The 26,526-nt window shown below is 42.9% G+C and carries 25 protein-coding genes; 5 read left to right on the forward strand and 20 right to left on the reverse strand.

What is annotated here, in order from left to right:
- Positions 1-20 precede the first annotated feature (20 nt).
- Together MKY93_RS18305 and MKY93_RS18310 are read right to left on the reverse strand one after the other, a co-directional pair.
- Positions 21-947 carry a manganese-dependent inorganic pyrophosphatase gene (locus tag MKY93_RS18305; protein WP_078818277.1) on the reverse strand — a complete coding sequence of 309 codons (927 nt, stop codon included), beginning with the start codon at positions 945-947 and terminating at the stop codon, positions 21-23.
- A gap of 52 nt (positions 948-999) precedes the next feature.
- Entirely contained in the window at positions 1,000-1,446 is a 447-nt protein-coding gene (locus tag MKY93_RS18310; RefSeq protein ID WP_078818278.1) for an RrF2 family transcriptional regulator, read from the reverse strand.
- 243 nt (positions 1,447-1,689) lie between these two features.
- On the opposite strand from MKY93_RS18310, the gene hmpA reads away from it, so the two are divergent.
- Entirely contained in the window at positions 1,690-2,913 is a 1,224-nt protein-coding gene (hmpA, locus tag MKY93_RS18315) for an NO-inducible flavohemoprotein (protein WP_340760629.1), read from the forward strand.
- A gap of 77 nt (positions 2,914-2,990) precedes the next feature.
- Here the strand turns inward: hmpA and MKY93_RS18320 are convergent, their stop codons facing one another.
- The 12 genes from MKY93_RS18320 to MKY93_RS18375 all read right to left on the reverse strand — a co-directional run bounded on the left by MKY93_RS18320 (position 2,991) and on the right by MKY93_RS18375 (position 15,878).
- A complete protein-coding gene (locus MKY93_RS18320; protein ID WP_009498914.1) occupies positions 2,991-4,040 on the reverse strand; it encodes a YkvI family membrane protein in 1,050 nt (349 codons plus the stop codon).
- A 57-nt stretch (positions 4,041-4,097) separates the two neighbouring features.
- Positions 4,098-4,694: a DNA-3-methyladenine glycosylase gene (locus MKY93_RS18325; RefSeq protein ID WP_340760630.1), complete on the reverse strand. Its 597-nt coding sequence runs from the start codon at positions 4,692-4,694 to the stop codon at positions 4,098-4,100.
- 23 nt (positions 4,695-4,717) lie between these two features.
- Positions 4,718-6,454 carry an ABC transporter ATP-binding protein gene (locus tag MKY93_RS18330; protein WP_009498916.1) on the reverse strand — a complete coding sequence of 579 codons (1,737 nt, stop codon included), beginning with the start codon at positions 6,452-6,454 and terminating at the stop codon, positions 4,718-4,720.
- Positions 6,455-6,473: 19 nt separating this feature from the next.
- Entirely contained in the window at positions 6,474-7,136 is a 663-nt protein-coding gene (locus MKY93_RS18335) for a uracil-DNA glycosylase (RefSeq protein ID WP_340760631.1), read from the reverse strand.
- 109 nt (positions 7,137-7,245) lie between these two features.
- Positions 7,246-8,388 carry an MFS transporter gene (locus MKY93_RS18340; protein WP_340760950.1) on the reverse strand — a complete coding sequence of 381 codons (1,143 nt, stop codon included), beginning with the start codon at positions 8,386-8,388 and terminating at the stop codon, positions 7,246-7,248.
- 285 nt (positions 8,389-8,673) lie between these two features.
- Positions 8,674-9,633, reverse strand: a complete 960-nt coding sequence (locus MKY93_RS18345; protein ID WP_340760632.1) for a siderophore ABC transporter substrate-binding protein — start codon at positions 9,631-9,633, stop codon at positions 8,674-8,676.
- 21 nt (positions 9,634-9,654) lie between these two features.
- Complete coding sequence (locus MKY93_RS18350; RefSeq protein ID WP_009498920.1) at positions 9,655-10,416, reverse strand: iron ABC transporter ATP-binding protein; 762 nt, start codon at positions 10,414-10,416, stop codon at positions 9,655-9,657.
- Complete coding sequence (locus MKY93_RS18355) at positions 10,413-11,363, reverse strand: iron chelate uptake ABC transporter family permease subunit (RefSeq protein ID WP_009498921.1); 951 nt, start codon at positions 11,361-11,363, stop codon at positions 10,413-10,415. The genes MKY93_RS18350 and MKY93_RS18355 overlap by 4 nt, the downstream gene beginning before the upstream one ends.
- A complete protein-coding gene (locus MKY93_RS18360) occupies positions 11,356-12,306 on the reverse strand; it encodes an ABC transporter permease (protein ID WP_078818286.1) in 951 nt (316 codons plus the stop codon). Before MKY93_RS18360 ends, MKY93_RS18355 begins: the two co-directional genes overlap by 8 nt.
- 236 nt (positions 12,307-12,542) lie before the next feature.
- Positions 12,543-13,412, reverse strand: a complete 870-nt coding sequence (locus tag MKY93_RS18365) for a DUF6612 family protein (protein WP_078818287.1) — start codon at positions 13,410-13,412, stop codon at positions 12,543-12,545.
- Positions 13,413-13,879: 467 nt separating this feature from the next.
- On the reverse strand, positions 13,880-15,148 hold the full coding sequence (hflX, locus tag MKY93_RS18370) for a GTPase HflX (RefSeq protein ID WP_340760633.1): 1,269 nt from the start codon (positions 15,146-15,148) through the stop codon (positions 13,880-13,882).
- A 100-nt stretch (positions 15,149-15,248) separates the two neighbouring features.
- Entirely contained in the window at positions 15,249-15,878 is a 630-nt protein-coding gene (locus tag MKY93_RS18375) for a VOC family protein (RefSeq protein ID WP_340760634.1), read from the reverse strand.
- Positions 15,879-16,059: 181 nt separating this feature from the next.
- On the opposite strand from MKY93_RS18375, the gene MKY93_RS18380 reads away from it, so the two are divergent.
- The 3 genes from MKY93_RS18380 (at position 16,060) to MKY93_RS18390 (ending at position 18,573) form a co-directional block, all read left to right on the forward strand.
- Positions 16,060-16,527 (forward strand): nucleoside deaminase, encoded by a 468-nt coding sequence (locus tag MKY93_RS18380; RefSeq protein ID WP_340760635.1) that lies wholly within the window; start codon positions 16,060-16,062, stop codon positions 16,525-16,527.
- A 95-nt stretch (positions 16,528-16,622) separates the two neighbouring features.
- Positions 16,623-17,354 carry an oxygen-insensitive NADPH nitroreductase gene (nfsA, locus tag MKY93_RS18385; protein WP_078818291.1) on the forward strand — a complete coding sequence of 244 codons (732 nt, stop codon included), beginning with the start codon at positions 16,623-16,625 and terminating at the stop codon, positions 17,352-17,354.
- Positions 17,355-17,379: 25 nt separating this feature from the next.
- Positions 17,380-18,573 (forward strand): class I SAM-dependent methyltransferase, encoded by a 1,194-nt coding sequence (locus MKY93_RS18390; RefSeq protein WP_009498931.1) that lies wholly within the window; start codon positions 17,380-17,382, stop codon positions 18,571-18,573.
- Here MKY93_RS18390 and pstA read toward each other — a convergent pair.
- From pstA to MKY93_RS18415, 5 genes are all read right to left on the reverse strand, one after another.
- Positions 18,523-19,380, reverse strand: a complete 858-nt coding sequence (gene pstA, locus MKY93_RS18395; protein ID WP_078818369.1) for a phosphate ABC transporter permease PstA — start codon at positions 19,378-19,380, stop codon at positions 18,523-18,525. The genes MKY93_RS18390 and pstA overlap by 51 nt on opposite strands.
- A gap of 9 nt (positions 19,381-19,389) precedes the next feature.
- On the reverse strand, positions 19,390-20,328 hold the full coding sequence (gene pstC / locus MKY93_RS18400) for a phosphate ABC transporter permease subunit PstC (protein WP_050804720.1): 939 nt from the start codon (positions 20,326-20,328) through the stop codon (positions 19,390-19,392).
- Between the two features lie 62 nt (positions 20,329-20,390).
- Entirely contained in the window at positions 20,391-21,374 is a 984-nt protein-coding gene (locus MKY93_RS18405) for a PstS family phosphate ABC transporter substrate-binding protein (RefSeq protein WP_040759909.1), read from the reverse strand.
- Positions 21,375-21,539: 165 nt separating this feature from the next.
- Positions 21,540-22,721, reverse strand: a complete 1,182-nt coding sequence (locus tag MKY93_RS18410) for a MalY/PatB family protein (RefSeq protein WP_340760636.1) — start codon at positions 22,719-22,721, stop codon at positions 21,540-21,542.
- 173 nt (positions 22,722-22,894) lie between these two features.
- Positions 22,895-23,611 (reverse strand): MerR family transcriptional regulator, encoded by a 717-nt coding sequence (locus MKY93_RS18415; protein WP_340760637.1) that lies wholly within the window; start codon positions 23,609-23,611, stop codon positions 22,895-22,897.
- A 170-nt stretch (positions 23,612-23,781) separates the two neighbouring features.
- Between MKY93_RS18415 and MKY93_RS18420 the strand changes: the two genes are divergently transcribed.
- Positions 23,782-24,777, forward strand: coding sequence for an NADPH:quinone oxidoreductase family protein (locus MKY93_RS18420; protein ID WP_340760638.1), 996 nt, complete (start codon positions 23,782-23,784; stop codon positions 24,775-24,777).
- A gap of 57 nt (positions 24,778-24,834) precedes the next feature.
- Here MKY93_RS18420 and putP read toward each other — a convergent pair whose 3' ends face one another.
- Positions 24,835-26,316, reverse strand: a complete 1,482-nt coding sequence (gene putP / locus MKY93_RS18425; RefSeq protein ID WP_009498939.1) for a sodium/proline symporter PutP — start codon at positions 26,314-26,316, stop codon at positions 24,835-24,837.
- Positions 26,317-26,526 lie beyond the last annotated feature (210 nt).

Below are 26,526 nucleotides of genomic sequence, written 5' to 3' on the forward strand. Positions count from 1 at the left end.
ATTTCTAGACAGTCTTTTCATTAGGATAACGCTTCAGTTAATACTGGTACAATCTGTTTTTTGCGTGACACGATGCCTTTTAGCAATGCGGAGTTATTATCGAACGATACATTAAACGCGGAGCCTGCACGTTCTGCTTCTTTACCTAATGCAATGATGACAGAATCACTGTTAATGATATCCGTTACGACAAACAAGAATAAATCCAAGTTCTTTTGCTCAATCACTTGAAGAAGCAATTTTTCCAACTCTGCTTGACGCCCAAGAATATCTTGAAGGTCGACTGCATTCACTTGAGCAATCTCCATTTTGATATCGCCGAATGAAAATTCTTTTGCATCCAAGCTAACTAATTCTTGAATAGGCGTCGCACTCAAATCTGCACCGGCTTTTAGCATGGCTAGACCATACTCAGCAGCATTGATCTCGGCAATGGCAGCCAATTCATTAGCCGCTGCCTGATCTTGCTCTGTAAAAGTTGGTGATTTGAATAACAATGAATCAGAAACAATTGCCGATAGCATGAGTCCTGCGATTTCTTTCGGTATCTTGACTCCATGTTCCTTGAATAATTTGTTCAAAATTGTTGCCGTACAACCAACCGGCTCAGCCCGATAATATAGCGGATCATTTGTCTGGAAGTTTGCGATTCGGTGATGGTCAATGACTTCCAACACTTGTACTTCGTCCAAATCGTCTACACTCTGCTGCTTTTCATTATGATCGACCAAGATAACTTGCGATACTTCAGGCGATGCCTTTTCGATTAAACGAGGGGCTTCAAAACCAAATGTTTCAAGAGCATACGCAGTTTCTTTTGAAATATTTCCTAAACGCACTGCTTCTGCATCTACTCCCAATTGCTGCTTCAAGTACGCATATGAAATAGCAGATGCTATTGAATCTGTATCTGGGTTTTTATGCCCGATGACTAACACTTTTGACATTGTTAAATCCTCCTAATTCACTCTGTTTACTAACTTTATTTTACCACACTATTTAAGTTTGAGTAGTGGGAAATAATAAAGCATGAATTTCATCTTTATTATGAACGAAGTCTGCTATTGTATAACGGTCCAGCACAGCAAAATAGGCTTGTAATGCTTCATACAATACACCTTTCAGATGACAGGCCGATGATAGAACACACATATTTTTATTTGGATCAAAGCATTCAACCAAATGAAAATCATCCTCGGTTTTACGGACAAGTTCTCCGACATTGATATCATTAGGGTCTGTACAAAGGCGAATTCCTCCTCCGCGACCACGAATCGTTTCAATCAGCTGCAGCTTTCCTAATTCATGGACAATTTTTGTGAGGTGATTTTTAGAGATTTGATAAGCATCCGATATTTCCTGCACAGTGGAAAGTTCATCATGTTGCTTGGACGCTAGAAAAATCAGAACACGCAGCGAATAATCAGTGTACATAGTTAAACGCATAATATCACCACTTTCTGTTCTTTTTCCATTATAGCATTTTCATTCAAAAATTCCTTATTTACCGCCGCGAGTCAGATGAATAACAACGTTGATCCATTTAGGGTTTAAACTTGTCAGAACCGGCTATCATAAAAAGATAGCTTTTTTAGTGTATGGCGGTTTATTGAATGAACTGTGTCCATTTTTTGTATTCTATTTAAACCTGTATTTTATATATAGCTTTTAAGAAAAAAGTGTTTTATGATGGGTTTATCAAATACGGAAAGGTTGTGCATTACCATGTTAGATCAAAAAACAATCGATATTATTAAATCAACAGTACCAGTACTGGAGCAACACGGTAAAACGATTACAACAGTTTTCTACAGAAATATGTTTGAAGCACACCCAGAGTTACTCGACATTTTCAATCATGCAAACCAATCACAGGGACGTCAGCAAACGGCACTCGCTAATACAGTGTACGCAGCAGCTCAACACATTGACGACCTAGGAGCAATTCTTCCAGCAGTCGTGCAAATCGCACACAAGCATGTATCTTTAGGGATCTTGCCTGAGCATTATCCAATTGTAGGGGAGTATTTATTAGGTGCAATCAAAGAAGTACTAGGTGATGCAGCAACTCCTGAAATCATCGACGCATGGGCAGCAGCTTACGGAGTGATTGCAGATGCATTCATCGGATTGGAAGCAAAAATGTATGATGACAACGAATCTGCCGATGGCGGCTGGAGAGAATTCAAGGATTTCGAGATTGTCGATAAAGTAGAAGAAAGTGATGTTATCACTTCCTTTTATTTAAAACCAGTTGACGGCAAAAAGTTACCGTACTACTTGCCAGGACAATATATTACAATTCGCACTTCAATCCCAGGTGTGAAAAATGTCGTTAATCGTCAATATAGCTTGTCGCAAAAATCCAATGATGAGACATTCCGCATTTCCGTCAAACGTGAAGATTCACTGCAACCGAATGGCGTTGTTTCTTGCTACTTGCATAACGAAGCAGCCGTTGGCGATATCATCGAGGTAAGCGTACCTGCAGGAGACTTCTATCTAGAGCCGACAAAGACAACACCTGTAACATTGATCAGCGGCGGTGTAGGAATCACACCAATGAAAGCAATGTATCAAACAATTGCAGACGTCTCTCCTGAACGTGAAGTCGCATTCTTGCACTCTGCCCGTACACGCAGCCAACAAGCATTTGCTACTAAATTAGAGCAGTTGAACGCAAAATTACCGAACTCCAGCTACAAAGCCCTTTATTCAGAAGAGGGAGACGGCATGTTCACACGCGAATTCTTGCAGGAAAATGTCATCGAAGGCAGCGATGTCTATGTCTGTGGACCTACTGGTTTCATGGAATTCGTTATCCAACAGCTTTATGCAATCGGCGTACCAGAAGAAAAAGTACACTTCGAATTCTTCGGACCTGCTGTACAACTTGATTTAGCAACTGTTTGACCATACTAACAAACCCCGCGAATTTAATTCGCGGGGTCTTTCTTTGGCTTTTAGTTCATTTCTAACTGTGTTTCGCTTTATAATTTCTTAGGCATACGGATTGAAGCAAAAATCAGTGCTGCCACTAAAAACAGTCCTAAATAGCCGACAAGCGGATAAAAATTGCTGACCAAGTTCGTAAAACCGAAGAAGCTCAGCCCATAGCCGATTACTAATGAACCAGCTACGAAAACTTTAAACGTCTTCGTACCAGTTTCAATGAATCTCGCACCAAATGCATAGAACATACTGACCGCCGTATTGAAAATCATGCCGTACAACACAAGCGCCATGAATATCGCGAATATAGGCGAAATAGAATTGATAATCGCAAGCATTGGCAATTCTGTTCCCGCCACGTCATCTACCTTCGAGAATATTGCCAAGTGACTCAATAAAATCAAGATACCGAGACCAAGGCCCCCAACAAAACCGCCCCAAGCAGCTGTCTTCTCATTTTTTTCCGCGCCTCCCATCACAATGGACATAGATGCGCCCACTGCAATATTGAACGACACATAGTTGATTGCCGAAACAAACCAATTTGGTAATGTCGTCGGCACCGCTTTAGCTACAGGATCCAGAACCGCAAATGTTGTATCCATAGTCCATACACTATAGATCGATACACCAACAACTGTGATGATCAGAAATGGTGTAATACTGCCAATCACCGCAACCACTTTGTCGACATTCAATAAGATTGTTAAAAATACGAGCACAATCATCAGCAAACTGCCGACATAAGAAGGCAACCCAAATTGCTGATGTAAATTAGCTCCGGCGCCAGCCAGCATAACCACTCCAACGCCGAACAGTGTAAAGATAATAATGCCATCCACCACGACGCCTAAGTAACGCCCGCTAATTTTATAAATGACATCCTTGTGAGAATTCGTCTGCATCCGACTGCCAAGACGCGTCAATACCATCCCCAAATAAGCAAATAATACAGTACAGACGATAGCACCCAGGATCCCCCAGAATCCAAAACTCGTAAAATACGTCATAATTTCATTCCCGGAAGCAAAACCAGCCCCGACAATTATGCCGATGAAGGCACTTCCCATCTTTAATATGTCTCTCATAATTTCCCCTATTCTTCTCTGTCACGACAAGGCCGCGAGATGATCTTTACCCCCACTTCATTTCCTGTATTTCGAAACAAAAGGGTTGTCTTTTTCATAAAACCGCCAAGGATAATGGACAGCCTCACCTGAGTTTCCAATACCTACGCGCGGACCTGCTTCCACTTCTTTTTGCGGCAATCCTTCTGAAATATAAAGCGGTTTCTGTGCCCAATGATGACCGTAGTAGTCCATCGTGACCCCAAGTGCTTTTGACAGCTTACCCGGACCATTTGTCAGATCGGTCATTTTCTTAATGTGATTCCCACGTTTTTCTTGCATATGAACCAAACCTTCTACAGGCTCGCCTGCTCTCAGCAAAACGGCATGCGGAATCCCTACCTTTGCACCCACGACATTCATCAGCACGTGGGTGTGCATCTGGTATGTATACACTGATCCCGCTTCTCCAAACATAATTTCTGTACGCTTTGTTCGACGATTACCGAAGCTATGAGCCGCACGATCTTCGGGTCCGTGGTACGCTTCAGTCTCTACGATTCTAACAACCAGCAAGCCATCCGAACGCTCATGAACAATATGCTTTCCGACTAAGTTGCGTGCAAGTTCTAAGATAGGAGCTTCAAAAAAAGACGGATCGATCGGTTCATACATTGTAATCTTCTCCTTTCCACATATCAGGCCAAACCTTGACCCGCTGCGAACTCACGATAGAGGTCATGTGATTCCAATAATTCTTCATGCCGGCCTCGCCCCGTAATCTTGCCGTTCTCTAAAAACAACAGTTGATCGGCATGCAAAACCGTCGCCAAACGGTGCGCAATAATCAATGTAGTTCGGCCATTCATCAAATGCTGTAATGCCTCCTGCACATGAGTTTCGGACCCGCTGTCTAAGTTGGAAGTAGCTTCATCCAATAACAAGATTTCCGGGTTATGCAATAATGCACGGGCTATGGCAATCCGTTGGCGCTGGCCTCCTGACAGTTTCATACCGCGTTCCCCGACCAATGTCTCGAATTGATCCGGCATCTCTTCGATAAACGTGTAGGCATTGGCCGCCTTTGCTGCTTCGATAATCTTATCAATAGAGGGTCGCCGCTCTAAACCATAAGCAATATTATCTTGAATAGTGCCGCTCAATAATGGACTTTCTTGTGAAACATAACCAATTCGTCCACGCCACTCTGCTAGTGGTATGTCCTTTATAGGCACCGCGCCAAGTAAGATTTCTCCTGAATTCGGTAGATAGAAGCGTTCGACTAATGAAAAGATTGTTGTTTTCCCGCCACCGCTTGGGCCTACGAATGCAGTGACCGTCCCTCTACCCGCTGTAAATGAAATACCATTCACTACGTGTTTATCCGAATCATAAGAAAAGTGCACATCTGAAAACGTTAGTGCCCCTTCTGATTGCGGTGAAAATTTGCCCATTGCCGGCTCAGACTTCATTTGTAGAATTCCCTGGATGCGCTCTGTCGCTCCTACTGCTTTTTGAAACGAGGTAAAGAACTGTGCCATTTGGGCAAACGGCATGATGATTTGAAACAGTAAGAAAATAATGGCTACTAACGTTCCTGCAGACAAAGCACCTCTTGCAACTTGTGCTCCGCCGTAACCAAGGATCACTACTAAGATCCCCATCATCGTCAGCATCATGATGGGTGAGATGACGGCTTGAATCTTCGCTTCCTTTAACCCATACCGGAATAACGATTGAATTGCCGTCTTCCCTTTCCCTCCTTCTGTCGGCTCTGCCCGATACGCCTTTACTAACCGGATATCACCGAGCACACGACCTAAGTGCCCCGAAAACTTCGCCATTTCAGCTTGTGTCGCCTTCGCTACTTTATGCATCAACCGTCCTAATGGGATTAATATGACCATACTGACTGGCACACTAATCAGCATAATGATGGTCATTTTCCAATCCAGCACCAACAAAATGACAATGGCTCCGATAATGGAAATCATGCCGGAAATGAAAGATACTAGATGTTCAGACACTAACGATTTGAGCACAGTTGTATCTTGTGTAATCCGGCTCATCGTCTCCCCGGTTTCATTCTGATCGAAATATGGGATCGGCAAACGCAGAACCTTCTGCCATAATTGATTGCGTAGATCTGCCACTACCGTTTCTCCAATATAAGCAAGCATATAGTAGGAAAAGCCACCAGCAATTGCTTGGACAACGAATAAACCCAGCAAGAATACGCCTGTTTTCCAGTTCATCAGTTCGCTCGTGAAAGAGTCCACCAAATCTTTGGTGATCAAGGGAACGACCAACCCTGCTACTGTCTCGATAAGTGATAAAAGCAAGGCAAAGGCTGTAACTGCAACAGGCCAATGTAATGTCTTGATTAAACTTATGAAATTTTTCAATGATCCGGTTGCTTTTGCTTGATTGTTCATCACTCGCCTCTTTTCTATCTTATTCCAATGCGTTGTAATTTAGCCCTTGGATATATTCCCCAATGCGCAACCAATCCTCTTCTAAATCAGTTCGCAGGGACGGACGATAAAAGATGGATGCCGGGTGAAATGTCGGTAGAATGGTATACGAATGGTCTGTCCAGCTATAGCGCGTATCATTCAATGATTTTAGATACTGAACAGGCTGTGTCAATAGCTGACCGTGAAGTGTTGTTATTTTGGCATGCTTTCCGAGCAATCGTTGTAAACCAATATTACCAAGCGTAACGATGAGCTTCGGCTTAAGATTCGCCACTTCATAATCCAATACCGGTGCATGGGCAAGTTGTTCCTTTTGTGTTGGCGGACGATTGTATTTACGTTTCGTCAAGCTACCGTCACGTTCTTTCTTCGTTCCCCATTTATAAGGTCTACTGCGGAATGAACTTGTCATATAAACATCTTCTCGCGAAAGTCCTACCGAGGCAAGTGATTTCATCAGTTCGTCACCTGCTCTGCCGATGAATGGCACGCCATGTACGGCCTCATGTTCTCCAGGCGCTTCTCCGACCAGCAAGAGGGTCGGTGATTCAGGACCTTCACCTCGTACAAACCCTTCCACCTGAAAACCTTCACTGCGTTCAAGTGCAGTCTGTGCTATATCATCCGGAATACGAAACATCCTATCAACTCCCTTGTCACAATTATAGAGGTTCTTAGGCAGAATCAAAAATATTTACCATTGAAAAAGCCGCCCCCATTTATGTTAAATGGAAACGACTTAACCTATACTATGCTAACTCCGTTTGTTTTGTTTCTGTTCCGAGTAATACAACAGATAATACCCCCACCAGGATGGCGGCACAGAAGATACCGAATATGATACCGAACCCATAGCCTGCCGTCAGCAATGAACCGACAAGCAACGGACCGAAAATACCGCCAACTCGGCCAACAGCTGCTGCAACGCCTGATCCCGTTGCCCGTATTGCGGTTGGATATTGCTCAGGTGAATAAGCATACAATGCTCCCCACGCGCCTAAATTAAAGAACGATAAAAATGCGCCTGCAATCATTAATGTCGTTAGCGTATCCGCATTACCAAAAGCCAGCGCGCTAAGTGCCGTGCCGAATAAATAAGTGGCCAAGACAAACTTTCGTCCAGCTCGTTCGATCAGCCAGGCAGCGCTGAAGTAGCCAGGAAGCTGGGCCAGTGTCATAAGCAAAACATATCCAAAGCTTTTGATTAAACTAAAACCTTTTAATACCATGACGCTCGGCAGCCATAGGAACATTCCGTAATAGGAAAAGACAACAGCAAACCAAACGATCCAAAGCATAACGGTGCGCTTTCTATATGCCGGAGCCAACAATAGCTTCAGTTTTTGTCCAGTAGACTGTTCTGTTCTTCCTTCTTTTATAAACCTCTTTGAATCCGGCAAATTCCGTCGTAAATAAATTGCATAAAATGCCGGTAATGCTGTTATGATCAATGCAATCCGCCAACCATAACTCGGGATGACAAAGTACGCGATCAGCGCTGCAATCAGCCAACCTGCCGCCCAGAAACTTTCAAGCAATACGACAACACGCCCGCGCTCTTTCGCTGAAACACTTTCCGATACTAACGTAGACGCAACAGGAAGCTCACCGCCTAATCCTGCTCCCACTAAAAAACGCAGAATCAGAAACGCCCATAAAGAGGTGGTTAAGGCGGAAAATCCGCTAGCGACTGAAAATAAGATGAGCGTGATCATGAACACCTGTTTTCTCCCAATACGATCCGCAAGCAATCCAAAACCAAACGCTCCAACAGCCATACCGATTGAATTGATACTTCCGATCCAACCCATCTCTGAAGACGTCAGCTGCCAATCAACAGCGAGCGCTGCAATGATAAATGACAGGATGCCGACATCCATTGCATCAAACATCCACCCGGTACCCGCGATGCCAAGCAATTTATTACGTGAGATTTCCTTCGTTTTCACTAGTGCTCTACCTTTCTATTGTACAATCTTTAGGTGTCTTTACATATGTAATTATAGCACTTTATGAGGTAATTTGACTAGCGTAGTTTTACTTAAGAAAGAAGTATGAGCTAAGGTGGGTAATTTATGAGCGCAATTCAGCCTTTTATGTTCATCGCACGCAAAATCCATTACACCACTCCATAGAAAAACCCCGAAGGACTAAGTCCTTCGGGGTGGCATTTCTCTTTATAGTGCAGATTCGACTTCTTTGATCATTTCTTTAAATGATTGTAGCCCGCCGCCAGATAAGTACCAATATTCACCGTTTAGGTAAATCATTTTATCGTTTTTGAATGCGTTTGTTTTCTTCACTAGGTCGTTTTCAATGGAATCTTTTGCACTTCCATCGCCGATAGCTGCATCACGGTCGATGATGAATAGGATATCAGGGTTTGTTTCCAAGATATATTCAAACGTGATATTTTGTCCATGTGTAGATACTTCGATACCTTCATCTGCTGGTTTAAAACCGAACACATCGTGGATGATTCCAAAACGTGAGCTAGGACCATAAGCACTTACCTTACCTTCTGTTCCAAGGATGATCAATGCGTTGCTATCTAATTCTGCTGTTTTTGCTTTGATTCCTTCAATACTTGCGTCCACATCGTTCAACTCAGTTTTCATTTCATCTTCTTTATCGAAGATCGTTGCAATAGTTTCCATGTTTTCTTTAAATGAATCCATATAACGTGATGTATCCACACCCGTGAATATTGTCGGTGCGATTTCTGTAAACTGATCATACAAGTCTGATTGACGTCCAGAAATGAAGATGACATCTGGCTTTAATGCATGAATTGCTTCGAAATCCGGCTCTTTCAAGCTTCCTAAGTTTTCATACTTCTCATCTTCATATTTAGAAAGATATCCAGGTACGTTTGATTGTGGTAAACCTGCTACTTCCACTCCCAGTTCGTCTAGTGTATCCAATGTTCCGAAGTCAAAAACTACTACTTTTTCAGGATTCTTTTCAAGAGTTGTTTCACCAAGTTCGTGTTTGATTGTTACTTCATTGCTTTCTTCAGCAGGCTTATCTTCAGGAGCTGCGTTGTCAGCCGGCTTATCTTCTTCTTTCGTGCTGCCACAAGCAGCTAGTGCAAGCATTAAAACTAATGCAAACAGGGATAATGTAAGTTTTTTCATTGGTTTAAGTTCCTCACTTTTTTAAGAGTTAAAATAGACGCAAATACGGCAATTTTTCATTTGTTGTATCGGAATATCCATATCATAGATTTCCCGTAATGACTCCGAATTGATAATATCGTTCGTCGGACCGTCCTTGACGATCCTGCCTTCTTTTAATGCCACGATCCGATCGGAATAGACTGAAGCAAAGTTGATATCATGCAGTACAATTACGACAGTTTTTCCAAGATCATCAACCAGCTGACGTAAAATCTTCATGATTTGTACGGAATGTTTCATATCTAAGTTATTGAGTGGTTCATCCAATAAAATATAATCCGTATCTTGAGCGATTGTCATGGCAATGAAAGCACGCTGACGCTGGCCGCCTGACAATTCATCTAAATACGCTTCCTGCATATCCATCAAGCCCATATACTCCAATGCCTGATCTACCATCCGTTCATCCTCTTCGTGAAGACGGCCCTTACAGTGCGGGAAACGGCCGAATCCGACGAGTTCGCGGATGGTCAACTTGACATTCATGAAGTTCGATTGCTTCAAAATGGCTACACGTTTAGCAAAATCATTAGACTTCATATCTTTCACTTTACTTTTATCGAGCAGTACTTCACCGGTATCTGCATCCATTAATCGGCTTACCATCGACAGAAGAGTAGATTTACCAGCCCCGTTCGGTCCAATGAATGACGTGATTTTACCACGGTGTATATTCACATTGACCTTTTCGACGACTGCTTTTCTTCCATAAAACTTCGTTAGCTCACGAACCTGAATCATGAGGATCGACTCTCCTTTAATAGTAAATAGATAAAGTACACGCCACCGACAAAGTTAATGATCACGCTCAATGTAGTTGAGAAAGAGAAGACACGCTCCACGATCCATTGCCCACCGACCAGTGCTATCACACTCATAACAGATGCTCCTGCAATTAAGACAGAGTGTTTGAATGTGTTGAAGAATTGATACGATAGATTGGCCACAATGAGTCCAAAGAAAGTAATAGGACCGACCAACGCAGTCGATACGGCAATTAAGACAGCCGACAAAATCAGCATCAGCTTGACTACCGACTGATAGGATACACCTAAGTTAATGGCAGTATCACGACCTAATGACAGAACATCTAATTCATTGATATAGCGCCAACCAATAATTAGCGTAAGTATCAATATTCCAAATGCCCACCAAACTAGATCGCCGTTAATATTGTTGAAACTCGCAAACATTTTATCTTGCACTCGCATGAATTCATTCGGATCAATCATAACTTGCAGGAATGTCGAAATACTTCCAAAGAATGTACCGACGATGATGCCCACTAACAATAAGAAGTAAATAGGACGATTTCCCTTACCGAATAGAAAGTGATAAAGTGCTAAGGCAAACAAGACCATAGCCCCAACTGACAGCATAAAGTTGAACTGCTGATTAATCAGCACAAAATGGGTAGATCCAAAAAAGAATACAAGAACGGTCTGCAATAAGACATAAAGAGAGTCTAGCCCCATAATGCTTGGCGTCAAAATCCGGTTATGCGTAATCGTCTGGAAAATGACTGTAGAATACGCGACCGCAACGCCTGTCAGAATCATCGCAATGACTTTGATTGCCCTTCGAGGAAGTGCATAGTCATAGCTGCCGTTCAAACCTTGAAATAAATACAATCCACAAAACAATAGTGCAAATGCAGTCAAAATCAATAGTTTCGTTGAATTACGCATACGCTTTCCCCCTAAACAACAGGTAGAGGAAAATTCCGCTTCCGATGACACCGACCATTAAGCTGATCGAAATCTCGTATGGGAAAATGATGACTCTTCCTAAAATGTCGCAAACGAGAAGAAAGATTGCCCCAAGCAATGCAGTATGCGGTAAAGTTTTCTGCAGATGGTCACCTTTGAAAATCGATACGATATTCGGGATGATCAATCCGAGAAACGGTATCATACCGACCGTCAACACAACTGTTGTCGTAATAAGTGCAACTAAAATCAAGCCGATATTGACGATTCGTTTATACGCCAACCCTAAGTTTTTAGAAAAATCCTCACCCATTCCAGCCACCGTAAAACGATTCGCATATAAATATGTAATGATTAAGACAGGTATGCTAATATACAAAAGCTCATAGCGTCCTTTCATGATCATTGAAAAGTCACCTTGCAACCAAGCCGACATATTCTGGATTACGTTTGCCTTGAATGCAAAGAATGTAGTGATAGAAGAGAGGATGTTCCCAAACATCAAGCCGACAAGCGGAATGAAAATGGCATCTTTAAATTTAATACGGTCCAATATTTGCATAAATAAAAATGTACCTAGTAGCGCGAAGGCAAAGGAAACTGCCATCTTTTCAAATAATGTTGCATTTGTAAACATCAGCATGGACACTAGTATTCCAAGTCGTGTCGCATCCAGTGTTCCTGCTGTCGTAGGTGAGACGAACTTATTACGGCTTAACTGCTGCATAATCAGCCCGGCAATACTCATCCCCGCTCCAGCCAGCAAAATAGCTACTAACCGTGGTACTCGACTAATTAAAAAAATTTCTGTTTCTTCTGAGCGTAAATCCAATAAATCCGCTGGTGAAATTCGAATGGCTCCCACGAACAGCGAAAGAAATGACAATAGAATTACGGCTGTAATTAAATAACGTTTCTTCATGAAGAACTCCGATATCGAATATTTGAGCTTTCTCACTTAAATGAAAATGATTATCATTCGCTCACTACTTACATTAAACAATTTTGAAGATGATGTCAATACCTAATTGAAAATCATTATCAACAGATTGTGTCATTGAGCCGGAGGAATTGAATTGTAGCCAGCACCATGCAATACACCGTGATCGATACATGAAAAAGCTGCCTTCTATAATAGAAGACAGCTTTTCGTTTTGCTTATTGTTGTTGTTCCATTGCTTCGTTAATATCTACCGCACCGTCAATGACTTCTTTCGGCACTTTGATTTCATCGATTTCATTGATTTTCGAAATATCACCTTTTATTTTTTGCGCTACTTTCACTTGTTGGCCCTGTTCTTCCATTGTCAACACCATGTCCATGTCAAGATTCTTCGTGTAGAAGGTTTTCTTATCAATTGTGAATTCAAGGTCGATACTCTCAATCTCCATCTGAGAAATCATATCCAACTGGGCTTCGTCCATTCCTGCCGGCATATTTTCTTTCATCAAATCTTTCATCAGCCCGCTGAATTTTTCGCCCGATCCCTTCAAATGAAGTACATATTCATCATCTGTTTGCTCAAATTTGAAATCGTCGGCAAACTGCTCATAGAGTGAGTAATCTACTTGTGTATTTGCTGAACCTGCTACTTGGCCTGCTACTTCTTCATACATCTCGTTCGGAAGCTTCATCCAATCTCCTGACTCAGGATCTTTCATGAAGAACCCATCCTGCGTCATATACAGATCCATTGCCATTTCTTCGCCAGCCATTTCCATATTCATCGTTTGACGCATTGCAAGTGGTTCAAGAATCATATCCATGTCAATTGTAGAATTTACGACTTGCTCTTCTTCACCCATTTGCATGTTTTGTGTAATTTCCATATCGGCATGCATACTTTGCAGTGTTTCACTTGCAGCATTTGCCTTCTCCATTACTTCTTCGACAGTGAGGTCACTTTTCTCTATAACTTTATCTTCCTTGCCGGTTTCTGAATCTTCTTTTGGTGTAGCCGTTTGCCCACAAGCGCTTAACACTAATGCCAACACACTGGCAGCTAAGATCATTATCCACTTTTTCATTTGTCCATCTCTCCTCTTATATAATGACTTCACTTAGTTGTACGGTAGGAAAATAAAAAAGGTTCAAAAAAATGCTGATTTTTAATGAAACGAACCGTTTATACCAAATCTAACCAAAACACTCATGGGCAATTAAAACGAGCGCATTAGGTATTTATACTCTATTTCTTAGAAAAGGTTTAGAAAAAGCGAGAGCGGGCAAACTAGAATCATCCCACCCCCTTTCTCTTCTTATAAAGATAAAAGGATTTAGGCTGCATGCATTGCGCATGCAGCCCTTTTTTTGCTCTCTCGAGAAATCCTTATGTCTTATCGTAAATAGTGCGGTGCGAGAGGTTAATGGAGCGGCTGAGCGGATTTTTGGTTCGGTCGTATTGTTGTTTGGTTCGGTTTCACTATCGCATGGCGCGGTCCAACGTATGCTTCGCTCGGTTCTGGGCACTTTTGGCACGTTCTTTCAGTTTCCATCAATCCACTATGAACTTCGCTAATCGTTCACATTCACTTTCCGGCATTTCTACCGTAATCAACGTTCCTTCTTCTTCGTAATCAGTCTCTTTGATTGCTGCCGTCTCATTCAAATGTGAGACAATTTCTCCGCGATCATAAGGAATCAACAATTTGCACGTTATATATTGTCTGAATAAATTTTGCTCAATTAACTTTAACAACTCCGGTATTCCTTCATTTTTCCCGGCAGACATCCATATACTTTGTTCCTGTGTACGCGGATATGTAATCCCTGCCAAGTCAGCTTTATTGTAAACATTTACAGTTGGAATGCTCTCCACACCAATGTCTTCCAACGTTTCATTCGTCACGTCCATCATATGGCCATGCTCTTCATCTGAAACATCCACGACATGCAAAAGTAAATCTGCATTTTTCGCTTCCTCTAATGTAGAACGGAATGCTTGGACAAGATGGTGAGGTAGCTTTGATACAAATCCAACGGTATCAGTGAGGATGAATTCCTTCTTGTCGGGCAGTTTGATTTTTCTCACCGCTGTCTCTAGCGTCGCGAATAACATGTCTTTTTCGCTGACTTCCTTTGACTGGTCTGCATCCGTGTATTGTAACAGACGATTCATCAACGTCGACTTGCCGGCATTCGTGTAGCCGACAATCGAAACCACGGGAATGCCGCTGCGTACTCGTTGTTTCCGTTGGGTTTCACGTTGATCTTTCACATGCTCTAATTCGCGACGCAGCTTGGCAATCTGATCTTCAATTTTCCGGCGATCGAGCTCTAATTTCGTTTCTCCCGCTCCTTTGTTTTGCAAACCGCCGCCTGTGCCGCCACCTTGTCTGCTCAATGAAGCACGCAAACCGACTAGGCGTGGCAAAGTATACTGTAGCTGGGCTAATTCTACTTGCATTTGCGCTTCCCGATTTCTCGCTCGCCGCGCAAAGATGTCCAAGATGAGCATCGTTCGATCAATGATTTTGCACTCCAGCTCTTTTTCTAGATTGCGTAATTGCGATGGAGACAATTCATCATTGAAGATCAATAAATTTGCGCCAGTCTCTTCGTACACTTGACGAATCTCATCGATCTTTCCCTTACCTAAATAATGAGATGGGTTTCTTCGTTCTAAATTTTGAGTCACTTCACCGATTACCTTTACGTCAATTGCTTCTGCCAAGTTGCGCAGCTCTTCCATCGCATACTCGAAATGCAGATCTTTTTGTTCATGTACTCCGACGATTACTGCCTCTTCCACTAATACATCCATTCCTGTATCCTCCCCAACATCTTTTTACATAGTTTACCCTTCGTCCTGCTAACTAATCGTTATGTAACAAACGGACAGCTGCCAGGCGCTCAGGCGTACCTTATTTTTCCTGAAAACGAAACAGAACATCGCCTACTCGGATATCATTCTTATCCCCGACTTTTTGTGATAGTAAGACGGCCCATTCCCCTGTTTCTCTTAATGGGTCTTCAACATGAATGATACATTCTGTAATCTGTTGCTCTTTATGTGAAGAACGACGTGCTCCCTGCTTCTCCGGTTCTGCCCATTCAATGAAAAATGGATAGGGTAATTCACTCGTCGGAGTCTGTTCTATAAACAACATTTTCCAACGCAGGAACTGCCCTTCTTCAGTTCTTCTCGATGCAGAAAGGATATCAGTCGTCTGAAAACCTTTATTATCTAGCTCTTCTTTCCATATTTCCATCCGATCGACAGAAAAGCAAACCGTTGCCCAGCCGTCTCCGTATTGCTTGTCATGTAGGAACTGCGCAACAAGCGGTTGATCGACAGCTGCTTTCTCCGCCTTTTCTCTATCTTCAATTGTCAGCCATTCGATGTACGCGTTATTTGTATAGAGCAAGGCATTGGCCGTTCCCCATTTCTCATGACGCCCACCCATCACAGCGCCGTATCCTTTTCGGTTTTGCTCTTCAACTACATTCTTCAAGTTTTCATTGGTAAAGTAAACCACATGATCCAATTTCATTGAATATCACTCCTGACGCCATTGTTTCCTTATCATAACAAACCTCCACATCTAAAAACGTTTTTTCACCCTACAGCCTGTTTAATTATTTTGTCTATGTCTGCAAAGTTTTGTATGATGAAGTCAGAAGACCCGACACTATTTCCCGGGAAATTTAACTATTCGACAGGAGGAAATAATGATGAATCATAAAAAGTGGTTAGAGCATACAGTGGAAATGGCTACAGATAATGTTGTGAATGGCGGAGGTCCTTTTGCAGCAATCGTAGTAAAAAACGGTGAAATTATCGGATCTGGTACGAATCTCGTAGAGTCTACATGTGATCCATCCGCCCATGCAGAGTTACTGGCTATTAGGGAAGCGTGCACAAAATTACAAACTCTTGATCTATCTGACTGCGTATTATATGCAAGTGGGGAACCGTGCCCAATGTGTCTCGGCGCGTCATACTGGTCAGCTGTTGGTGAAATCATCTACGCCTGTAGTAAACAGGACGCATATATGGAAGTAGGATTCACGAACCCTGTCCAAGACTTCTTCCCCGATCAACAGCTACCACCAGAAAAGCGTTCTATTCCATTCATTCAGCAAAAAACAGATAATTCGACAAAGCCATTTATTGAATGGAAAAAGCGGCAATCCAAGTAAGTCTGAGAGTTTCCTGAAGTCTCCAAATAGTGTAGGATGAAGGAAGATATGCAGGAGGAAAAAAATCTCCTGCAGAAAAAATGCGGAGGGATCCTATGGTAATCGAATTATTAACGTCTCATGCTTCAGTTCGTCGATATAAGGATGAACCGATCACAAAGGAAACTGTAACAGAATTAGTCCGGGCAGGTCAGCATGCGGCCAGTTCACACTTTGTACAGGCTTGCTCTGTCATCTATGTAACAGATACCGAAAAGCGCGGACAATTAGCGGAGTTATCTAAAAACCGACGTCAGTTTTATACAGCGGGTGCAGTCCTCGTTTTTTGCATGGACTATAATCGTTTGTCGCATGCCGCTCGCTTGCACGACAGGGAAATCGACTTTTCCGTTGCTGAAAATGTCTTGGTTGGCGCAATTGATGTAGGCTTATTCGCACAAAATGTCGCGATTGCGGCCGAATCAAAAGGCTATGGCATCTGCTATATCGGTGGCGTTCGGAATGCAATCGAAGAGATTTCGGAAGTACTTGAATTGCCAAAAGGTGTCGTCCCTTTATTCGGCATGTCGATCGGTGTGCCGAATGAAGCAAATGGAGTTAAGCCGCGTCTTCCTGTAGAAGCTGTGTTTCATGAAAACAGCTATAATGAGGAGAAATACGCTACTATTTTGCCGGCATACGATGAAATTATTAAAGAATATTACGCAACTCGCGACTCCAATCAAAAGGAATCGACGTGGACAGAACAAATGGCGGACTTCCTAGAAAAGCCCCGCCGTCTGGATATCAAAACGTTTTTGGAGAAACAAGGCTTCCTATTTAAATAACCGAGAAAGACAGGAGTGTAAATGAATGTCAGTAGATGAAGTACTGGAACTACTGCAGAGACGGATGACGGATGGAACGTTCATTCGAGCTACCATTAGTCGTCCGCGTTTGAAGTCGAATGAAATTAAACGAATTAAGCTGAAGCCTCTCGAACTAAAAGGTGAATTTTATATACAATTTGAATATCAGCATGAGCGCATCCTTAAGCATGAGAATGTTGCCCTAGGGGAGATCAAACAGCCTTTGCGGCATGCTCTGGAGCATTATAAACAATTCCATATTGAATTAACGGATGAGACGATACAGATCCAACTTTCGAAGAAGATGAAGGTGTCTATCAAACGAATCTTTCTCGATACAGAGAAGACCGTTGACTATGCGCATAACCGCAAAAAGCATTATGCGCTGACAGAAGGCACTCCTTACCCGTTCCTCGTCCGGCTCGGCGTCCAAACACCAGAAGGGAAAGTAAAGAATCAGAAGCATGACAAGTTTCGGCAGATCAATCGTTTCGTTGAGTTGATTGATGATACACTTTCCTATTTGCCCAAAGACCGAACGATCCGCATTTTGGACTTCGGCTCCGGAAAATCATATTTGACGTTTGCGCTCTATCATTATCTGCGAATCGAAAAAGGTTTGGATATCCGTGTCACTGGGTTGGATTTGAAAAAGGAAGTAATAGAGGAATGTCAGGAGATTGCACGCGATTTACAGTACGATCAATTGGAATTCTTGGTTGGCGATATCAATGAATATGAAGGGGACACTGCAGTCGATATGGTCGTGACACTTCACGCATGTGATGTGGCGACGGATATGGCGCTCGCCAAGGCGGTCACATGGGGAGCATCCGTTATCCTGTCCGTTCCTTGCTGCCAGCATGAGTTGTTTTCCCAATTGGAAGCACCTGCACTGGATGTTATGTTGCAGCACGGCTTGGTGAAGGAACGGTTCGCCGCTTTAGCTACGGATTCGATCCGTGCAGAATTGCTTTCATTGGTCGGTTATGAAGCACAACTTGTAGAATTTATCGATATGGAGCATACTCCAAAAAACATTTTAATCCGAGCCTACCGTGATGGTCTGCGACCTGATCAAGCTCAGATTGATCGCTACGTTGCATTCCGTAACATGCTGCAAGCAAAACCATTTTTAGAAAAAGAATTAGAATCGTTGCTCAAATTTATTCCGAATGACAATAGCAGAGGCATTTAATAAAAATAAGGCCGTCAGCAGTACAAGAATAGTCGCAGCTGCCAAGTTAGCGTATTCGGCAAGCAATGATGAATCCATCGTCCAATAATAGATTTGCATCGGCAACACCGTGAACTTATCAAAGATACTCATCGGGATCGGCATTAGCAACGCTGGTATCCCGATGACTACTAGCGGTGCAGTTTCGCCTATCGCACGAGACAAAGCCAGAATGGATCCTGTCAAGATACTAGGCAACGCGACTGGTAACAAAACGGAACGAATGGTTTGCCATTTCGTAGCGCCTAATCCATAAGATGCTTCTCCAAGGAAAGCGGGAATCGCACGCAATGCTTCCTGACTGGACACGATTACAATTGGCAAGACTAGCAATGACATCGTCAATCCCCCAGCCAGCACAATATTTCCGAAATCGAGAGCCCGAACAAATATCGTCATTCCTAATATCCCATAGACAATAGAAGGAACCCCTGCTAAGTTCGCGATATTCGTTTGGATCAGCTCACGCATCTTCCCCTTCTTCGCGTACATCTCCAAATAAATGGCCGTTCCAACTCCTACGATTGTCGTAATTGGAATAACTACTGCCATTAGCCATAATGTCCCTAAAATTGCGCCTTTGATCCCTGCCTTTTCAGGCTGTGTAGAAAGGCGACCAGTAAGGAAATCTGCGTTCAACCATCCAATTCCTTGTTCGATCACACGATACAACAGCACGAAGAGCACCAGCAGTCCGAATAAGGAAGCCGACAGAAAAACAAATTTCGCGAGTTGATTGCTGATCATTCGACCTCGAAAACTTCTCATACTCACCACTTAGTACTCCTCCTTAAACTTCTTGGAAATATAACGTGCCAACATATTCATTACAAGCGTGAACACGAATAACGTCATAGCAACAGCATACAAACTATAATAGATTGTCGTGCCTGCAGAAGCATCGCCACCCGTCACCTCAACAATATAGGCGGTCATGGTTTGCATAGACTCCGTAACATCCAGTGTAAAGTTTTTCGAACTACCGCTCGCAATCGTGACAATCATTGTTTCTCCAATTGCTCGTGAAATTCCCAATACAATGGAGGCGATAATGCCCGAGAGTGCTGCTGGAATGACGACTTTACGAGTTACTTCGAGCTTGGTGGCACCTAAGCCAAATGCACCGTCGCGTAAAGAGTTTGGCACAGAACGCATGGCATCTTCTGATAAAGATGCAACCATTGGGATAATCATAATTCCCATGACAATCCCCGGACTTAATAAGTTGGTTGCTTGGAGACTCGGAATCCAGTCACGCAAGATTGGCGTTACGAAAGTGAAGGCAAAAAAACCATAGACAATTGTCGGAATCCCCGCAAGTAGTTCTAGGGCAGGCTTCAAAAACTTTCTCCATCTCGCAGAAGCGTACTCACTCAAATAGATCGCAGTCATTAAACCAAATGGAATCGCCACTGCCATCGCAATTAATGTGGAAAGAATGGTCCCTGTCAGGAGTGGCAAAACGCCGAATTGGGGAGTTTGACTTAATGGTTTTAAGACCGTCCCTGTGAAAAACTCTAATATGGAAACCCGTTGAAAAAAGCTAATTGTCTCGGATAATAAAACGATGACAATACCAATCGTTGTGACGATCGATAAAAATGTCAGCAAAAACAGGCCAATCGGGATCAATCGTTCGCGTGCCTTCCGACGTTGATGCCGTTCTGCTATCTGTCGGAAGTGGATGTCTTTTGAGTTTTCTTGCCTAGTAAGCATTTCTTCACTCCCTATATGTAATACGGGAGTGAGATAGGATATCTCCTCCCGCATCGTCCATCTTATTTAGACTCTTGTAACGTTCGTAAGTATTCTAAGTTCTCGATTGCTTCATTCTCAGGGATTGGAGCAAATCCAGTTTCTGCTGCGAATTTATTCATATTTTCTATTAAATAGTGTGTGAAATCCAACACTTGAGGTTTTTCCTTTGCGTGATCCACATTCAAATATGTGAATACAGGACGAGTGAAGGGTGCGTATGCCCCATCTTCCGCGATGGTATTCATGGCCGGTTCCACTGCACCCTTTCCAAAGTCTACACTGACTGCTTGCAGTTGATCTTCGTTGTTTACATAGTAACCGTAACCGAAGAATGCAATTCCGTTTTTATCTTCAGACACTAGATTGACTAATGTAGAGTACTCTTGCTGTAAATTGATATGGTCGCTCATATCTTGTTCTTCCAACACTTTTTCATAGAAGAATTCGTATGTTCCATGGTTTTCATTAGGTCCCATTGGCTTGATCTCTTCTGCTGGCCACTCTGGATTGATATCCGACCATTTCGTTACACCGCTATCCGCTACGAAAATACTGATTAATTGTTCTGGCGTCATTTCAGTTGCCCAGTCATTCTCCTTGTTGATGACAAACGTCAATCCATCTAGCGCTACTTTCAATTCTTTTACTTCCATGCCAAGTTTCTCTGCTTCTTCTTTCTCTTCATCTTTTATTGGGCGAGATGCATCGTTAAAGTCTGTACCGTTTTCTGTAAGGAACTTTTTGAAGCCTGCACCTGTTCCTGCACGACTGACTTCCACTGAGACGTCTTCTTGTTCATTGATCATGTATTCTTCGGCGATTTTTGCCATCAACGGATAAACCGTCCCTGATCCATCAATGACCACACTTCCTTCTAGCTTTTCTGGTTTATTTGCCTGCTCTTCATCTTGATTCGACTCGTTTGCGTCTGCGTTGCCGCACGCTGCCATCAATATAGCCGCAAATAACATTCCTACCCACCATACTGCCTTTTTCTTCTGCATGCTGATCGCCCTTTCCATTCGTTTAATCGTTTCTACAATTAAGACTATACTAGGCGAATGTAAAGCTAGTGTGGATCGTATGTAAAGGTTGTGTTAATTAGCGAAAAAAAAAGAAAAAGCAAGGAACGGGAGCGAAAAAACTCCATCCATTCCTTGCTTTTTCTCTTATTGTGGTAAATGTTCGATGATACTATCGACAGCTTGTTTGATATGTCGCGGCTCTGTCCCTAAGTTCAGGCGAATAAAGCCTCTGGATTTTTCACCGAACCATTCACCGTAATCGATCGCTAACTTACAAGTATCTTGTACAAATTCTTTAACGTCTTCTGGATCGATATAAGGGCGCAAGTCAATCCATAATAAATACGTTCCTTCCAGCGGACTGATAACCAATTTCGGCGCATACTCTGCAAATTGTTCCACTGCATAACGTTCATTCGATTTCACGACTGCACGTAAACCTTCCAGCCAATCCGCTCCGTGTCGGAATGCCGCTTCAGAAGCCGTCATACCAAGTAGATTTACTTCCGTCTGATTGACCGACTTTACAAATCGATCGAACTGTTCGCGCAACTCTTCATTCTCTATAATAATTTGTGAAGTCAAAAGCCCCGCCAAATTAAATGTCTTGGATGCTGCCGTTACCGTAACGATGCGTTCCGAGAACTTACCGTCCGCTACAATTGCAGATGGAAGATGCGTGTGATCATCAAATGTCATATCATGATGGATTTCATCAGAGACGATTAGGACGTTATGTTTATCACAAATCGACAACAATTTTTCTGCTTCCTCCGCAGTCCATACACGTCCAACCGGGTTATGCGGCGTACAATGAATGAACAACTTCACATCATTATCGATGATTTGCTTTTCAAAGTCTTCAAAGTCGATAGTGTACTTGCCACCAGTATTAATGAGCTCACTACTCACAAGTTTTCGTCCAGTGTCCTTCACCGCATTGCTGAACGGGTAATAAACTGGCGATAAAATAATGACTGCATCTTCAGGTTTCGTAAAGGCATTCACAAACCAGTAGAGTGCCGTCACCACACCTGTTGAAAAACGCATCCATTCTTTTTTCACTTCGTAACCATGACGTTCGCGCTCCCAGCCAATGAAGGCTTCGTAGTAAGAATCGGGTGCATATGTATAACCGAACACGCCATGGTCCACTTTTTCTTTAAGAGCTTCTACAACTTGCTCAGGTACTTTAAATTCCATATCCGCCACCCAAGCAGCCAGCAAATCGGCGTTACCAAATCGCTCCTCTAACTTATCCCACTTCAATGAATTTGTCCCTTTTCGTTCAATTGCATACCGGTCCAAAAACTCTTCCTTTTTCATATATAATCCTCCCAGTCGCTTTAATTTTCACACCTATCAGTCTACTCAGATTGTACCATACGTACCGTTTTGCTTCCTCTTTAGGCGCCGGAATTTTTTTCGGCATTTCCAAATCAAAGAAGATAATCAATAAATGACGAAAACCATTTGGTCTTCGTCACTTATTTCATGTTTTATACCTGCCGATCCGAATATATACTCATCGCATCTCGCATGAACACCGCGAGCCCTTCGCCAAACTGATCGATGTTTTGTGTGAAACGTTCATCCGCCACGTACATTTCCCCCAGTCCTTTAAAAGCAGCCAATGAATAACTGCCCATCTGGTTTAATAACATAAACCATTTCTCAATGGCTTCTTGTGCTTCATCAGAACCTGGCTCCAAGTGGCGCAGTTCGGCAAGTTTGAAATATATTCGATTCATCTTTTCTTGCATTTCCTCATTAAAGTTATGCTTTGTCTGACCTACCGCCTTCTCTCCCCATCTCGCCTTCGCTTCCTCTTCATATGGGTTCGTACGGAAATCAAACCCCTTAAACTTCTCTTCATTCGTCATTTTAGTTTCCCCTCTCTCTGATTGAATCGTTCGATCGATCGTAGCTAGCATGATCTCTAGTTGCGACTTTTTATCGAGCAACATATCACGCTGCAATTCCAACGCCGCCACACGTTCAAATTCTGGGCTTAACAGTAACTCTTTAATTCGCTTCAATGAAAATCCTAGTTCACGAAAGAACAGAATTTGCTGCAAATCGGCTAGATTTTCATTAGAATACAAACGATATCCTGCTTCCGTTACGTGATCAGGTCTGAGCAATCCAATATCATCGTAATGATGCAGTGTCCGGATGCTGACACCTGTCAGTTCAGCTACTTCCTTCACTTTCATCTGTTCCGCCTCCTTTCTATTCCTACTATAAATCCTAACGTAACGTGAGAGTCAACCAGTTATTTTAAACTATAATATGTAGTGAATAAGTCTTCCACTTTGAATGATTCAGATAAGTAAGTTAGTATAATGCTAGAGAGATGACTTTACATAGTGGAAGGAGAAATTTCATGTCCCAATCATTTAACGCACTTGTAGTAGACAAGCAGGAAGGACAATTTTCAGTACAGGTCCAACAACTTTCATTGGACGATCTGCCTGAAGGTGACGTGCTGATGCGCGTCCATTACTCGGGCATCAATTATAAAGACAGCCTCGCTTCAATACCTAACGGAAACATCGTGCAAAACTATCCGATGGTGCCTGGTATTGATTTAGCAGGGGTTGTAGTGTCTTCAACGGATGAACGATTCAAAGAGGGCGATGAAGTCATTGCAACGAGTTACGAAATCGGTGTGTCGCAATTCGGAGGGTACAGCGAATATGCGAGAGTCCAAGCGGATTGGGTCGTTCCACTTCCAGAAGGACTTTCATTAAAAGAAGCAATGATTATCGGGACAGCAGGCTTTACGGCGGCCTTGTCTGTTCAGCGTCTCGAAGAAAATCATGTATCGTCTGATAAAGGAAAAGTTCTGGTTACAGGGGCGACTGGCGGAGTCGGCAGCTTTGCGATTTCATTTTTATCAAAGCTTGGCTATGACGTGGAAGCAAGCACCGGCAAACAAGAAGAGCATGCGTACTTAAAGTCAATCGGTGCTAAATCGATTGTTTCGCGCGAAGAAGTCTATGACGGAAAAATTCGTGCACTCGGCAAACAGAAATGGGCTGCAGCGGTCGATCCGGTCGGCGGTGAGCCACTAGCTTCGTTATTGAGCCAAATTGAGTATGGCGGATCAGTAGCGGTGAGCGGTTTGACAGCAGGTACGAAAGTTCCAACGGCCGTGTTCCCATTCATCTTACGCGCGGTCAATCTGCTCGGCATCGATTCTGTCTATTGCCCAATGGATACACGTAAAAAAGTATGGGACCGTTTAGCAACAGATTTGAAGCTGCCGGACTTGGAACAGCTTGTGCAAAAGGAGATTTCATTGGACAAGTTGCCTGATGCACTGCCGGTTTTATTGCAAGGCGAAGCACGAGGTCGGATGATTGTGAAATTGTTGTAAGTTCAAAAAGAGCCATCCTCACACTTAAATGTGTACCGGATGGCTCAGTTTTGTATGTCACCGTTCTTTCTTCAATAAATAAATCGTTTCATTGTATTCACGCTCAATGTCAGCATTCTTTCGGTATGTTGCCAAACTGACGATATACGTCACGATCAGACAAACGATAAATCCTGGAACGATTTCATAAAGTGTATCAGAAAGGACTTTAAAACTGCCCCACACACCGACTGTAATTGCTCCAGTCACCATACCGCTCAACGCACCTTGAGCCGTAATTTTTCTCCAATAAAGAGATAAGAGGATCACCGGTCCAAATGCCCCTCCGAAACCTGCCCAAGCAAACGAAACTAGTTTTAAAACTGACTCTTTATTTGGCCATGCAAGAACTAACGCGACGAATGAAACGAATAGAACCGCTGCACGCCCTAAAAAGACATACTGCCGATCTGACGCATCCGACTTGAAGACTGCTTTGTACAAATCCTCTACCAACGCGGAAGATGTAACGATCAATTGGGATGAAATTGTACTCATGACCGCGGCCAATACCGCAGCCAGCATAATTCCTGCGATAAGAGGATGGAAAAAGATTTGACCTAGGACAATGAATACCGTTTCGCGATCCGCCAGCACAGCATCATTTTGCTGAAAATACGCTACTCCTACCAACGCGGTCGCGATGGCGCCAATCAAACTCAACAGCATCCAGCTAATTCCAATACGTCTAGCACTTTTCGTCTCTTTAACTGACTTTATCGCCATGAAACGCACAATAATATGCGGCTGACCAAAATAACCAAGCCCCCATGCGAGCGAGGATATAACTCCCAATACACTTACACCGGACACTAAACTAAACAGTGCCGGGTCTACTTGGCGTATACTTTCCACTGTTTCCGTAAAGCCCCCTGTGATGAAAACTCCTACTGAAGGCACTAGGATAAGCGCTAAAAACATAATCAGCCCTTGCACGAAATCAGTGTAGCTTACTGCCAAAAATCCGCCGAATAACGTATAGGCTATGACAACTGCGGATACGATCAACAACCCTGTATGATACTCTAAACCGAATGAACTGTGAAAGAACTTTCCCCCTGCTACCATTCCTGAAGAGACATAGAAGGTGAAAAATACTAAAATGATAATACCTGAAGCAACGCGCAGCAAGCGAGAGGTATCTTTCAATCGATTCTCCAAGAAACTTGGAATCGTAATTGAGTTATTTGAAACTTGTGTGTACACACGCAAACGCGGTGCCACCAAAAGCCAGTTTAAATAGGCTCCTATCGTCAATCCAATGGCAAGCCACGCCTCACCAAGACCGCTTAAGTAAATCGCACCCGGAAGACCCATCAACAGCCACCCCGACATATCGGAAGCACCAGCACTTAACGCCGTGACTGCGGGACCAAGTGAACGTCCGCCTAGCATATAATCCGTCAGATTGGATGTCCGTTTGAACGCGTACCAACCGATAAATAACATCGCTGCCATGTACAAAATAATCGAAATAAGCTGATACGTTTGTTCCGTCATACAATCTCCCTCCTTTTTCTAACCAACAAACCTATTTTACCTTATCCACAAGATACTTTGAACCGTAATTCCAATGTGCGTATATTGAAACAATTATTCCCGACAATATTCCCCGGGAAATGATTTCGTACGACAAATTCTTTGTCGATACAATCTTGTTAATTGTAGTTTCACAGTTAATCTTCTCCGTTCAAACTATTTTGAAACCTT

The sequence above is a fragment of the Sporosarcina sp. FSL W7-1283 genome, from assembly GCF_038003105.1.
In the GTDB taxonomy this organism is placed as follows: domain Bacteria; phylum Bacillota; class Bacilli; order Bacillales_A; family Planococcaceae; genus Sporosarcina; species Sporosarcina newyorkensis.

Excerpts from the sequence above, each read along its gene's own strand:
- MKY93_RS18305 (WP_078818277.1), bottom strand. The coding sequence starts at position 947 with ATGTCAAAAGTGTTAGTCATCGGGCATAAAAACCCAGATACAGATTCA.
- MKY93_RS18310 (WP_078818278.1), bottom strand. The coding sequence starts at position 1,446 with ATGCGTTTAACTATGTACACTGATTATTCGCTGCGTGTTCTGATTTTT.
- hmpA (WP_340760629.1), top strand. The coding sequence starts at position 1,690 with ATGGGTTTATCAAATACGGAAAGGTTGTGCATTACCATGTTAGATCAA.
- MKY93_RS18320 (WP_009498914.1), bottom strand. The coding sequence starts at position 4,040 with ATGAGAGACATATTAAAGATGGGAAGTGCCTTCATCGGCATAATTGTC.
- MKY93_RS18325 (WP_340760630.1), bottom strand. The coding sequence starts at position 4,694 with ATGTATGAACCGATCGATCCGTCTTTTTTTGAAGCTCCTATCTTAGAA.
- MKY93_RS18330 (WP_009498916.1), bottom strand. The coding sequence starts at position 6,454 with ATGAACAATCAAGCAAAAGCAACCGGATCATTGAAAAATTTCATAAGT.
- MKY93_RS18335 (WP_340760631.1), bottom strand. The coding sequence starts at position 7,136 with ATGTTTCGTATTCCGGATGATATAGCACAGACTGCACTTGAACGCAGT.
- MKY93_RS18340 (WP_340760950.1), bottom strand. The coding sequence starts at position 8,388 with ATGTTTGATGCAATGGATGTCGGCATCCTGTCATTTATCATTGCAGCG.
- MKY93_RS18345 (WP_340760632.1), bottom strand. The coding sequence starts at position 9,633 with ATGAAAAAACTTACATTATCCCTGTTTGCATTAGTTTTAATGCTTGCA.
- MKY93_RS18350 (WP_009498920.1), bottom strand. The coding sequence starts at position 10,416 with ATGATTCAGGTTCGTGAGCTAACGAAGTTTTATGGAAGAAAAGCAGTC.
- MKY93_RS18355 (WP_009498921.1), bottom strand. The coding sequence starts at position 11,363 with ATGCGTAATTCAACGAAACTATTGATTTTGACTGCATTTGCACTATTG.
- MKY93_RS18360 (WP_078818286.1), bottom strand. The coding sequence starts at position 12,306 with ATGAAGAAACGTTATTTAATTACAGCCGTAATTCTATTGTCATTTCTT.
- MKY93_RS18365 (WP_078818287.1), bottom strand. The coding sequence starts at position 13,412 with ATGAAAAAGTGGATAATGATCTTAGCTGCCAGTGTGTTGGCATTAGTG.
- hflX (WP_340760633.1), bottom strand. The coding sequence starts at position 15,148 with ATGGATGTATTAGTGGAAGAGGCAGTAATCGTCGGAGTACATGAACAA.
- MKY93_RS18375 (WP_340760634.1), bottom strand. The coding sequence starts at position 15,878 with ATGAAATTGGATCATGTGGTTTACTTTACCAATGAAAACTTGAAGAAT.
- MKY93_RS18380 (WP_340760635.1), top strand. The coding sequence starts at position 16,060 with ATGAATCATAAAAAGTGGTTAGAGCATACAGTGGAAATGGCTACAGAT.
- nfsA (WP_078818291.1), top strand. The coding sequence starts at position 16,623 with ATGGTAATCGAATTATTAACGTCTCATGCTTCAGTTCGTCGATATAAG.
- MKY93_RS18390 (WP_009498931.1), top strand. The coding sequence starts at position 17,380 with ATGTCAGTAGATGAAGTACTGGAACTACTGCAGAGACGGATGACGGAT.
- pstA (WP_078818369.1), bottom strand. The coding sequence starts at position 19,380 with ATGAGAAGTTTTCGAGGTCGAATGATCAGCAATCAACTCGCGAAATTT.
- pstC (WP_050804720.1), bottom strand. The coding sequence starts at position 20,328 with ATGCTTACTAGGCAAGAAAACTCAAAAGACATCCACTTCCGACAGATA.
- MKY93_RS18405 (WP_040759909.1), bottom strand. The coding sequence starts at position 21,374 with ATGCAGAAGAAAAAGGCAGTATGGTGGGTAGGAATGTTATTTGCGGCT.
- MKY93_RS18410 (WP_340760636.1), bottom strand. The coding sequence starts at position 22,721 with ATGAAAAAGGAAGAGTTTTTGGACCGGTATGCAATTGAACGAAAAGGG.
- MKY93_RS18415 (WP_340760637.1), bottom strand. The coding sequence starts at position 23,611 with ATGAAAGTGAAGGAAGTAGCTGAACTGACAGGTGTCAGCATCCGGACA.
- MKY93_RS18420 (WP_340760638.1), top strand. The coding sequence starts at position 23,782 with ATGTCCCAATCATTTAACGCACTTGTAGTAGACAAGCAGGAAGGACAA.
- putP (WP_009498939.1), bottom strand. The coding sequence starts at position 26,316 with ATGACGGAACAAACGTATCAGCTTATTTCGATTATTTTGTACATGGCA.